The 12,818-nt window shown below is 35.3% G+C and carries 8 protein-coding genes and 1 pseudogene; all 9 read right to left on the minus strand.

The window, feature by feature from the left end; genetic code table 11:
- Positions 1–313 precede the first annotated feature (313 nt).
- Positions 314–670, minus strand: a complete 357-nt coding sequence (locus WCV66_RS23965; protein WP_338787129.1) for a hypothetical protein — start codon at positions 668–670, stop codon at positions 314–316.
- Positions 671–926: 256 nt separating this feature from the next.
- The gene (locus WCV66_RS23970; protein WP_338787130.1) at positions 927–4,670 is read right to left on the minus strand and encodes a GH32 C-terminal domain-containing protein; all 3,744 of its coding nucleotides are present in this window, start codon (positions 4,668–4,670) and stop codon (positions 927–929) included.
- A gap of 121 nt (positions 4,671–4,791) precedes the next feature.
- Positions 4,792–4,950 (minus strand): annotated as a pseudogene (locus WCV66_RS23975) (EamA family transporter); the annotation flags it as partial.
- A gap of 137 nt (positions 4,951–5,087) precedes the next feature.
- Positions 5,088–6,038, minus strand: a complete 951-nt coding sequence (locus tag WCV66_RS23980; RefSeq protein WP_338787131.1) for a carbohydrate kinase — start codon at positions 6,036–6,038, stop codon at positions 5,088–5,090.
- A gap of 85 nt (positions 6,039–6,123) precedes the next feature.
- Positions 6,124–7,614 (minus strand): glycoside hydrolase family 32 protein, encoded by a 1,491-nt coding sequence (locus WCV66_RS23985; protein WP_338787132.1) that lies wholly within the window; start codon positions 7,612–7,614, stop codon positions 6,124–6,126.
- Between the two features lie 102 nt (positions 7,615–7,716).
- Positions 7,717–9,330: an ABC transporter substrate-binding protein gene (locus WCV66_RS23990; RefSeq protein ID WP_338787133.1), complete on the minus strand. Its 1,614-nt coding sequence runs from the start codon at positions 9,328–9,330 to the stop codon at positions 7,717–7,719.
- A 21-nt stretch (positions 9,331–9,351) separates the two neighbouring features.
- On the minus strand, positions 9,352–10,227 hold the full coding sequence (locus tag WCV66_RS23995; RefSeq protein ID WP_066324490.1) for a carbohydrate ABC transporter permease: 876 nt from the start codon (positions 10,225–10,227) through the stop codon (positions 9,352–9,354).
- Positions 10,228–10,242: 15 nt separating this feature from the next.
- Positions 10,243–11,166 carry an ABC transporter permease gene (locus WCV66_RS24000; RefSeq protein WP_413789693.1) on the minus strand — a complete coding sequence of 308 codons (924 nt, stop codon included), beginning with the start codon at positions 11,164–11,166 and terminating at the stop codon, positions 10,243–10,245.
- Between the two features lie 291 nt (positions 11,167–11,457).
- The gene (locus WCV66_RS24005) at positions 11,458–12,795 is read right to left on the minus strand and encodes a sugar ABC transporter substrate-binding protein (RefSeq protein ID WP_338787135.1); all 1,338 of its coding nucleotides are present in this window, start codon (positions 12,793–12,795) and stop codon (positions 11,458–11,460) included.
- Positions 12,796–12,818 lie beyond the last annotated feature (23 nt).

Below are 12,818 nucleotides of genomic sequence, written 5' to 3' on the forward strand. Positions count from 1 at the left end.
AAAACTAATGTACCCACTGGTTCATATACACTTGTTTACTTGTCTACTAAGTAACTTTGTATTTAAAGTGTACTTTTCACGCTTTCAATTGTCAATCATTTTTATAAATTTTTATATTTTCATCTATGCTTTGAACATAAAAAACGCTAGATTCATTGTTTAACTACTGAACTAGCGTTTTTTTTGATGCGAGAGGGCTTAAACCCCCGACCACTTCTCTGTATCCCCTTTAAACATATAGGATTGAAGGCTACTTAAATTGGAATAACTATTATAACTATATTTCTAGACTAGCTAACATTAAGCAATCCAGCTATTCCATTTTCTTCTTCATCACAACTTGATTAAAAAATATCTGACTCATGTAATAAATCATATACGCTAACGGACTACCTACAATAAATATCATCGCTGGATACGTATATATAATTGCCAAACCTATTGCTGCAATTAGTAATAAAATAATTGTTAGGATCGGATTCATAAGCGAAAAGAAGAAAGCATTTCTTATAACTACTTTCCAGCTTAATTCAAAATGGACCATTGTGGGAAATAGATAAATAGAGATGGAACAAAACAAGACGACACCTATTATTAAGACGATATAAAGGATAAGATGGATGATGGAGTTATCAATTAGCCCCATCTCTATGACACTCTTCTTTTTCATGATAAAGTTCTTTACCTAATAATCATATTGTTAACGATAAAAAAAGAACTAAAATGGGTAAGGTTTTTACACAAAGGTACATACTCCCCTACCACATTTTAGGTCTTGTCTGCTTTTCAGTCACAATCCTGCAATAGTTAATTTTTTCATGATCATTGTTTTGTATTTCATTGAATTCTTTCTTTCAAAAGATCAATTGGTATAGATGAATCTAGAGGAAGGAACCTATTTTTCACTTAAGTAATATTCACTTATGTTACTTTTTTTCTTGTATGCTTGTAGGCACCTCAATCAACTTCCACTTCTGTGAAGCTTCACTATTAATCTCATTAATCTCTACAACTGTTCCATCTTCTATGTTGCGATCTGGCACTTCCAGCGCCTTACCGCTGTTCACAACGTTAAATGTCACAGTACCGTCCCAATTATCTGTAATTCTCCACTGTTGGTTACCGTAGCCAAAGTACTCCCATATCTGTACATCATCTCCATTTGAGGTTCCAGAAGCATCTAAGACTTTGTTACTGTTTGAAGAAAGAACTTTGTAAATTCCAGATGGCTCTCCTTCAATATTCCATATCTGTTCCAATGTACTATGCTTAGGTCTTATCTTCACTTTTGAGCCATTTGATGTTCCAGCAACAGTAAGAGCCTTGCCACTATTATCTTCAACGATCTTATAAGAAGTTTTACTCTCCACAACAGTTGTTCCAATAACCTTTCCATTGTTTGCAACTGCTGAAATAGTCGCTCTTCCATATCCCACTAATTTTACATCTGCACTAGATTCATCAATTTTTTTCACCTCAGCGATAGCTGGATTACTAGTTTGCCATTTGATTCTTTGATTTTTGGCAGACCTTGGGAGTATTGATGTAGATAACCTATGTGACTGTCCAATCCTGAGTTCAAGCTTGCTATGATCCATTACAACTTTGTTTGGTGATGTCCCTTCATTAGATTCAGCTTTCCAGATCCCAGCTAATGGATACACATTTAGAGAAACAATTTTTACATTTCCGCCCTTTGTATAAAAGCTCATTCCATCACTTGCTCCATCAGGAAAGACCACATTTGAGAAAACAGCTTGACCTTCATTTCCAAATACTTCAACCGATGACTCATCAACATAAATTCTCATTTTAACCCGTTTATTATTTGGTTTTATTGTTGCTTCATGATAAGTAGAAAACTTATCAGAAAAATCAATTTCTCCTGATTCGGAACGGTCGAAAAACATCTTTGAATCGGTAACATTGTAGCCTACTACTGTTTTTTGATCTTGATCCTCTGATTCTCTAAGACGAAAGCCGAATTCTTCTAAACCATTTTCTTCAGGTAGCTCAAATTCTGCAACAATTTCATAGGCTGAGCCATTCAACTCTGAAAGCAAGTTGTGATCATCCATTTTTACAATCCTATTGCTCCTTGAGAATGCTGGTCCTCTTAGTTTTTCTAATTCTTCGATCGGGTTTTGCAACATACGAACCCCCTCACCTGGAACTGTTTTTAATGTTAATTCGCGGGGAATTGACATTTGTCCCTGCCATGGGGAAGTTGGAAAACTGAAAGGGTAATCCCAATTGCTCATCCATCCTAATGATATGCGACGACCGTCTGATGCAGGAATATCAGAAAATGACATGGCTGCATACATTTCTTTTCCATATTCATTTTTCAATACAAAACCCTCAGGATGATCACTAACAAAGCGTTTACCATCAAAGGTACCAACAAAGTATTCTGAATCAGATCCGTTCGTATTTGTGTTGGCACCTGTACTGATTGATAACACCCATTTTTTATTAGTTTCATCTCCATCTACCGGCAGCTGGAAGAAATCTGGACATTCCCACACTCCACCTCTTACATACTTACCATAGCCAAATGATTCGATAAGTTCCCAATTCAACAAATCCTTGGACGTGAAAAATCGGATATGATCTCCTCCTGAAACAACCATCACCCACTGCTTATGATCTTCATCCCAAACGACTTTTGGATCGCGGAAATCCCAGCCTTCACCACCATAAAATTCACCAATATTAGGGATAATCGGATTTCCATCATAAAACTCCCATGTTCGTCCCTTATCCCGACTATAAGCCACACCTATCTTTTGATCTCCATTGTGCTTAGCTGGATTGAAAGATGTGTAATAGGCAATTAATCCCGAGCCTTCTTCATTAAACAATCCTGAAACATTATCATGATCAACTACTGCTGAGCCTGACCATGCATGCCCCATCTCATTCCAAGGGATCGCGATCGGCAATCTCTTCCAATGGACGAGATCTGTACTAACAGCATGTGCCCATTTGCCGCCATCTTGGTGAAAGAGATGGTATTCTCCTTCATAATAAACCAATCCGTTAGGGTCACTTGCTGAACCTCTTGCTTGGGTAAAATGATACTGTGGTCGATATAGCTCTGAATAATAATCATCAAATGTTGTCGCATAAACATTTTGAAAATAGGCGGTTCCGTTATACACATTTAAACCAAATTTCCCATTAGAATAAGCAGAATCTTTTACATTTATGACAGGATCAGCATATCCATCTACATATACCTTAAAATTCGATCCCTCTGCATGAACTTCAAAATGATATGTCTTGCCTACTTCAACATTTCTATCTGCCATACTAACAGTTCTATCTCCATTTAGATCCAATAAACGAATTTTATTTAAATTAGGATCAAGCGTTAGCATATACCCTCTTGTTGCATCTGAATTTGCACGAAAAACGAGTCCTGCCGTTCCATATGCAGTATCTGCATCCACCTTTACGTCACCTTCTAGAACGAAATCCGCTTTCGTTGTTTCAGCTACTTGATACGTATTATTAGCTCCCAAACTAACTCCTTTCACCCCTTCAAGATGTGGAGCCCATTCTCCATTATAGGAAACCCATCCATCTAAATTTGAATTCATTTCACTTATTTTTATGTTTTGAAAGACTACACTGCCATTTGACGCATGAAGTCCTAAGAAACCTTCCGTATATACATCACTATCAACACGAATCACAGGTTCCGAATGGTTTTGCCAGTATACTTTTAAAGAAGTACCCTCCGCTTTTATCCGGATATGATAAAGGTTACCTGATTCGATTGAAACATTGCTTTTAGCAATTTCTTTATTTTGTTTCGTATTATATAAGCGAATACGATCTGATTTAGGATCTATTTGCAATCCATACCCCTGCAAACCTGATTCATTTGAACGAAAAATTAATGTTCCTATTGCATTTTTGTCTTTCACAATAACATCTGCTTCATAATTGAAATCCGTAACAGATGTATGTGATACAGCATAAATATCTTTTTTTGATTCAGCTGTACCAACTAATCCTTCTGCAGAAGTAGCCCATTTATCTTCTTGCATTTTCCAATTTGTTAGATTTGTTCTGACCTCATGTACGGACACTTTACTAAAGGTTGCTGTCCCATTATCAACATGAAAGCCTGTAACTCCTTTTGAATATCGTGAATCCTTTACATTCAAAATCATTTTTTCATTCAAGAATACTTTAATAGCAGGTCCATCAGCAATTATTTTTAATTGATAGCTAACATCCGTTTCAATTTCTTTTTTAATAGGCTTTCCTATATTTAAACCAGTTTTTCTATCAACTAATTGAATTTTATTCTTTTTTGGTTCTAAGCTAAGCATATAGCCACCTTTGCCTACTTGATCCGCTCGAAATACAATAGAACCTAACGCCCTAGAAGAATCAATCATTACATTTGCTTTATAGACAAAATTACTCCCAACCTCGGTAGTTGATAAGTTAATTGCAGGTTGTTTCTTTCCACTTTTACCTCTGATATCACCGCTTGATTCTTTCGACCAAGTACCCGATATAGGTAAATAACCGAATATAGCAGCTTTATGTTCAGATGCCGTAACTTGAAGATGACTATCAATATATAAAGCTGAGAAAACGAATACGATTAGCAAAGCTAATTTAATAACATTTGATTTCTTATTTTTCATTTAATCACATCCTATATATATTTAAGCGCTTTCAAAGCTGATGATAAAAAAAGGATTGAAGGTGAAATTTACGACTATACCAAATTTTTATATTTATTCTAGCTAAAATGTAGGCTGTTTAGGTAGTTACAGCAATTTGTGAATAATCACTAGGCAAGCATTTTATTAGTACCAACATTAACGCCCATGATAATGCAGCTATAATAAGGGATACTCCCCCTAGTGTGCTAGACATATTGATGTCATCAATTCCAACTATGGTAATAACACCTATAGTGGCTTAACTAACTTAAATAGCCTTCTTAAAAGTTAATGGAGATGACAGTTAACCAGTCTGATTACATTAACACTCTTTGCATCAGCATTTTTCGAACATGATAGAAAAATGCTGATGTTTTTAGTCTAAAAAATTATAATCTATGAAACTTCCTCAATATTCGGGATTGCAGCAATTGCTCCTACCTTCATACAAACCATTGCACCTACTCTATTGCTAAAAGTAATGACTTGTTTAAGATGTTCAAAGTCTTCTAAAGTATTTTTAGGATCTCCTGCTTTAGCCAATTGAAAAAGTGTTGCTCCTACAAATGCATCACCAGCACCAGTGGAATCAATTGAGTTTACTTTGATACTCGGAACAATCTCAGTATTTTCTCCATTAGAGATAAATGTTCCCTCTTTTCCAAGTGTTACGGCAATTACTTTTGCTCCCAAGTTATGAAGTGATAAAATTCCTTGTTTTATATCATTCATTCCTGTTATAATCCTCAACTCATCATCACTTACCTTTACAAAATCTGCTAAGGCTATTCCCTCTTTAGCTAAATCAATAAATGTTTGTATTCTATCTGGCCACAGGTCTTTTCTAAAGTTAGGATCAAAAGAAATAAATTTATCTGCTTCTTTTGCTTTTCTCATTGCATTTAAATAAGTAGATTGAAAGGGATCCTCTAATAGAGCAGTAGCTGATCCGAAATGTAAAATGTTACTTTCTTCAAGTTTCTTTTTATCCAGTTCATCTTCAGATAAAAATGCATCAGCTCCTCGATTAAACACAAAATCCCTTTCTCCGTCTGCTTTTAGTGATACAAAAGCTAGTGTCGTTGGATGTTCCTTATCTAATACGATCATAGAAGTATCAACATTTAGATCATCTAATGTTTTCTTTAAAAAGTGCCCAAACGGATCATTGCCTACTTTCCCACAGAACTTTGCATTACCACCAAGTTTCACAATCGTGGCACACACATTTGCAGGGGCTCCCCCTGCTTGTTTTTCAAAACTCTGGCCATCAACTAAATCTATGTTTACATCTGTACAAAAAAAATCAATTAATAGCTCGCCAATGCAAATGACTGATGAACTCATATAAATTCCACCTTCCTTATGAGATTCTTAGCAAAATAAAGCTCTAACCACTTACCCGATTAGAGCTTTCAAAATATTTTTTAGTTTACTTCCAAATTGATTCTAGTTCAGTTACTTTTAATGTTGAGACATTTGTACTTCCGCCATTCGAGACCAATGTGAGACCTTTGCCAATCTCACTCGGGAAAATTAAGCTAGTTATGGCAATCTCACCATCATTTGCAAATAATTCGATTGATGAAGTATCAATAAACAGTTGAAGCTTTACTTTATTATTTTTCATTTTTAATGGTGCTTCTTGTACTGCTGGGAATGATGTTGAGAAACTATTTTCTCCTGAATTCGTTCTATCTACTAGTACCGAACTATTCCTAACGTCATAACTAATAATGGTTTTTTCAGTCTCTGAATGCTGAATGAGTAAATCAAATTTCGATGAATTTATTTGTTCGAATTCAATTTCAATCTCCATTAATTTATTGTTCAAGTCAAAACAAACAGAATTGTTCGAGTCAATGATGATTTCTTTATGAATATTCGTCTCTTTTCTTATTTTATTCATTTCTGATACAGGTTTTTGAACCAAGCGAACTCCTTCTTCGGTAGAAGTCATAGTTAACTCTCTCGGAAGTGTCATTGCGCTTCTCCACTCATTCGTCGGTACTTGATTCGCATATCGCCAGTTACTCATCCACCCAATATAAATTCTTCTTTCGTCTGGTGAATCTGACCAGGTAACACCTGCATAATTATCTCTTCCATAATCTAACCAAAAAATTGTATCATCGTTATTGTCATTTACAAAGGTTGTACCATCAAATTGACCAATGAAATATTGTGTTCTAGAACCTTCCTTAAATTCCGGGTTATCTCCAATACTTACCAACATAGCCCATTTCTGATTGCTCTCGTCATTATCAATAGGTAATTGAAATAGATCTGGACATTCCCAAACCCCATCATGTGAACCAGCTTTATTTCCGAATTCACTTGCATACTCCCAATCTACTAAATTAGGAGATGTGTAAATGGTCACAGATTGTTCAGTAGCTAATACCATAACCCATTTATTCGTATCATGATGCCAAAATACCTTAGGATCACGATAATCCGTTATATTCACATCTGAAAGTACTGGATTCCCTTCATATTTCACCCAAGTTCTTCCATTATCCTTACTATAAGCTAAACTTTGTCTTTGACGAGGTCGATCAGAATCCGGATAGTTATCAGCACTCGTATAAATAGCTACCAGTCCAGGTTGATCATCGAAAAATCCAGAAGTATTATTCCAATCAACAATTGCACTACCAGAAAAAATCGTTCCATGTTCGTCTGGAAATAATGCTATTGGAAGGTGCTCCCAATGAATTAAATCTTTACTAACTGCATGGCCCCAATGCATCGGGCCCCAAGTTGTGCCAAATGGATGGTGTTGATAAAACAAGTGATACTCACCATTGAAAAATACCATACCGTTAGGGTCATTCATCCATTTTTCTTCTGGTGTGAAATGGAATTGAGGACGATACTGCTCTTTATATTTTTGTACAACTTTATTAGATTGCTGTGTCATATTTTTCACCTTTTCTAGTAATATAATTTTCTACCATCATTCAAATGGCTGTACCCACGTCATAGCAACGTACAGCCATCATAGTCATGTTATACGAATCTATTATTGCTGATTTCGATCATAACCTGCTTGTTTAATTTCTAACCATTCTTGTAATCCAAGTCTGTCTAGTTCAGCTAAATGAGCATCCCACTCTTCTTCAACTTTTCCATTTGTAATCCATTCTGCTTTTTTCCTTTTAATATAAGGAAATAAATCCGCTTCGATTGTTGAAAGTTTATCTAATTCTTCAATTGAGAAAAACACTCTTGGATAAATATTTTCTGCTTTCATATCTGGAACCATAACATCCTTCATTAATTTTAATCTCCATGCTGCATCGTCTGGTTTAGTCGTAACATGTCCATAATATTCATCCAGTATCGCTAATGGCCCACCGATAGACGTTTTCTCTCTTAATTCAACAGGAGCTGCGCCATTTAATGGAAGGTGCTTTAACAGATTAGCACTTTCATCCAATTCAAAAATATTTTGTTGTGTTTCATCTCCATACGTACCCCAGTTGTTTTGAACAGATTGAAGTGGATCATAGAGTTCGTCGATCCATTTTGCTGTTAATTCCAAGTTTTTGTTTGCACTTGTAATAACCATTCTACCTCTATCGAAGCCCATTCCATTTGTTCTTGCAACATTTTTATGTCCATCTGAACCTTCTAGGGCAGGCATTAAATCATATTTATCATTCATCCCCGTGATATTTGCTTTATCCCATGTGAAATATAAACCATAGCGCTCTTCTTTTCCTTTTGCAAGATACGTATTCCAATCCTGCTCAAATGCCTCAATGTCAATTAAATCTTCTTCATATAATTCATTGAAAAATTTGATTGCTTCTTTATAGCCCTCATCTGCAGCTGTTAGTTTTACTTCTCCCTCATTCGTTACAACAGTATGATCCCCGTTTTCACCTAGACCAAATGAGCCAAATAAGAATGATAAATCCTCACCACCATGATTAATGATGAAAGACATTGGGATTTCGTCTGCTTCCCCGTTACCATTTGGATCTTGGGTTTTAAAAGCAATTAATACTTCTTTTAATTCCTCAGTAGTCTTTGGCATTTTCAAGCCTAAATTATTCAACCATTCAACGTTAATCCAAGGGAAATCGTCCACTGAATGGATACTTTCTTTCCCTGAGCCTAGTTCCTCAATCCAAGGAAACGAATAAATATGCCCATCAGGTGCAGTTATCATTGCTTTATACTCAGGTGCAGCATCAAGCACTTTTTGTAAGTTAGGCATATGTTGTTCGATTAATTCTTCAACTGGAACAATTGCTCCATCTTTTGCTAGTTTTAATAATTCATAGTCACTATAACCTGCATTTAATATTGCATCTGGCAGCTCTCCGCTAGCAATGGCTAAATTTCTTTTTTCAACAAATGTATCCGCTGTATAGTTCGTCCAATCAACATGAACCCCTGTTTCCTCTTCTAATCTTTGGTAAATGAGTTTTTCATTTGGATCATTTGGTGCTAATGGAGAACTTTGAGTCATCATTTTTAATGTAACCTTCTCTTCTAATGGAAATGAAATCTCTTTAAGTTCAAAAGCCTCAGATGAAGCACTTTCATTGCTTTTATTACTACATCCCGTAGCAACTAATGCTCCGGAGAGTACCAATGCAGAAATTGTTTTATACATTTTTTTCATAGTAAACCCCCACTTTTTTTATTATTTTAAAGATCCAACCATAACACCTTTTTCAAAATATTTCTGGAAGAATGGATACATAACAATTAATGGTAAGCTGGCAATAACGATCGATGAATACTTAATCATTTCTGAAATCTTTTGCAACTCAGCTCTTGCAAGTTGATCACTAATCATTCCAGGCTGTACTTCGTTTTGAATTAAAATAGAACGTAATACCAATTGCAATGGATAGAGATCTCGATCTTCAAGATAAATCATCGCATCAAAATAAGCATTCCACTGACCGATAAAAGCATATAAAGCTAGAACAAAAATAATTGGTTTAGACAAAGGGAAGACAATTTTTAGGAATATCTTGAATTCAGATGCACCATCTATTCTTGCTGCTTCCTTTAACTCTTTTGGAATCGATTTAAAATAGGTTCGAGCTAAAATAATAAACCATACATTGATAGCATTTGGAACAATTATCGACCAAATTGTATTAAGCATTCCTAAATCTCGGACAACTAAATAAGTTGGGATTAATCCCCCATTAAAAAACATTGTAATGAGAAAGAATACCATAATTATTTTTCTACCAACTAAACCTTCTGTAGATAACGTATATCCCGCAAGAATACAAACTAATACTGTTACAATTGTAAATCCAGTTGAATAGAGAATTGAATTCATGAACCCTTTCACGATGGTACCATCGGTTAAAATTCTCTTGTAGCCTTCAAAAGTCCAATCAGATGTATTTATCTTAAATCCTTTGCTAATTAGCGCATTAGGTTCTAAAAAAGAAGCGAGCAATACATATAAGAGTGGAAAAACAACAATCATGACAATGACACTTAACAGAACTTTATTAAAAAGAAGTATTAATTTATCAGTTTTTGAATTATTCATGCTTTTTCCTCCTTTCTATAGAAGACCTTCACCTTCATTTAGCTTTTTCACCACTTGATTGACAAAGACGAGTAAAATCACATTAATAACGGCGTTAAATAATCCAACTGCTGTTGCAAATGAATAGTCGCCTGCTTGTAACCCTCGTTTATATACATAGGTTGGTATAATTTCCGCGCTTGGCAGGTTCATTGATGTTTGTAATAGGTAAGCCTTTTCAAAACCGATAGCCATAATGCCTCCAGCAGCTAGAATAAATAGCACTGCCATAACTGGTTTCAATGTGGGAAGGTCAATATGCCAAATTCGTTGTAAGAGTGATGCCCCATCAACTGTTGCTGCATCATGAAGTTGCGGATCCACATTCGCAAGTGCTGCAACGTAAATAATTGATGCCCACCCAGCACCTTGCCATACTCCAGACCAAATGTAGATCGTTCTAAATGCTTCTGGATCAGACATAAATGATATAGGCTTGTCTAAAAAAATAGATAATATCGCATTAATTGGACCTGTCGGTGATAAAAACAAGAAAACCATCCCTGAAACAACTACTACTGAAATAAAATGTGGTGCATAAAGAAATAATTGAACATTCTTTTTTACTTTAGCTCTTCTCACCTGATTTAACATGAGAGCTAATATGACGGGAATCGGAAATCCAATGAGAAGTTCAAAAGAACTTAATTTAAGCGTATTCATAAAAATTTCCATAAAATTAGGTGATGTTAAAAAACTTGTGAAATGCTTAAAACCAACCCATTCACTGCCCGTGATTCCCTTAATTGGACTAAAATCTTTAAATGCAATGGTTGCCCCATACATGGGTACATACTTAAAAATGATTGTAAGGATTATAGCAGGAGCAAGGAGCAAATAAAGAACGTAGTTTTGCTTAATAAACTCAAATTGACTCTTTATTTTAGATGCAACTTTGATTTGTTTTGCTGTTCCTTTGTTTGCCTTTACTAATTCTTGCAATTTATTAACCTCCTTATTTGAAAATAACCAATTTTGGTAACGATTTCATATTTACGTATGAATAATGTGAAATGTATGCTCATTCATTTGTTTGCCCCTCTCGTTGTTTTGTTCTCTCTCTGTGATTTCTACTATAACAAAGTCGAAACTTATAATATTTCAAAATTTTTGGTTGTGAATATTTAATTTCTTTGGTTGTTATTTGACGAAAAAAAATCCCCTGGCATAAAAACTAGAGGATTAGAAGTTTTATGGATTTTGAATATCATTTAAACTATTATTAATTTTCTCCACAGCTTCTGTTGCTGAAGCCTTTACATTTTTCCCGCCTATACCAACATCCTCAAATAATGTCTTAATCGCTTCACTTACAGCAGGATAGACAGGTGTAACTGGTCGGTTCTTTGAGTATTTCTGAGTTTGTTGTATAAATATGTTTTTCGGGTATTCATTAAGTTCAGGAAATGCATTGACTACTGAGTATCTCGCAGGTAAATCACCTGTCATTTCAACATATTTTTTTGAGCCTTCAAAACTTGTAGCATATTTAATAAATTCCCACGCTTCTTCAGGATATTTAGATTTTGCTGAGATCCCAAGAGCCCAACCACCGTTTGGCGTTACTTGATTTTTCACCTTTGGTAACGGCGCAACTCCAAAATCTTCCCCTAATTTAAAGTCAGGAAAATACTTTTCAAGGTCTGCAAATACCCAAGAGCCCATCACCGTCATTGCAAGCTTTCCCGTCTCAAACGGATTAGGTGGTAATTCAACAGCAGCAACTTTATGTTTGTGATAGAGATCTTGATAAAATTGTAATGCCTTTAAAGCTTCATCCGAATTTAAGTAGCCCTCTGCTGATGTCGCATTAGGGTTAAGAACTTCAGCTCCAAACTGCCATAGGAGTGGAAGTTTAAAGTAAGCAGGAGCTTCACCCGCACCAAATCCCTGTGCTGGATCAATTCCATACACACCATTTACAGAATTAGTTATTTTTTTTGTAGCCTCTAATACCTCATCCCAAGTCATCGGTTTATTAGGATCTTTAGATGGGAATGGCACCCCCGCCTCTTTAAATAGGTGCATATTATAAAATAAGGCTACTCCAGATTCTACCATTGGTGAAAGGTAAATTTCATCTTCATACGTTAATCCCTTTAATGTAGCAGGTGGTATATCTTCAATATCACCTTCGGCTTTCATATATTGATCAATAGATAAAAGAGATCCTGAATTTGCATAAAGAGCTAAGTATGGGGTATCAATTGCCAGAATATCAGGTGGATTTCCTGCAGCGATTTCTGTTCGCAACCTTAATTCATAGTCTGCATATGGAATAGATGCCATCTTAATTTTGATGGAAGGGTGTGACGCCTCAAAAGTTGAAATTAATGCTTCATAAGCTTTATTTTCTGATGTAGTCCCCTTATTTCGCCAAAATGTTAGGTGAATCTTATCTTTTTCATCATTTTGATTCTTCACTTGTCCTTTTTGGTCATTTGAGTAGGTATAAAAAAAAGACAACGTATAACCAGCTAGTATTATGAAAATAATTAAAAAAATAATAATTGCTACTCTCTTTTTCATACGGTTCCCTTCTTTGTTACGAA

Source organism: Metabacillus rhizosphaerae, assembly GCF_037201795.1.
Taxonomy (GTDB): domain Bacteria; phylum Bacillota; class Bacilli; order Bacillales; family Bacillaceae; genus Metabacillus; species Metabacillus rhizosphaerae.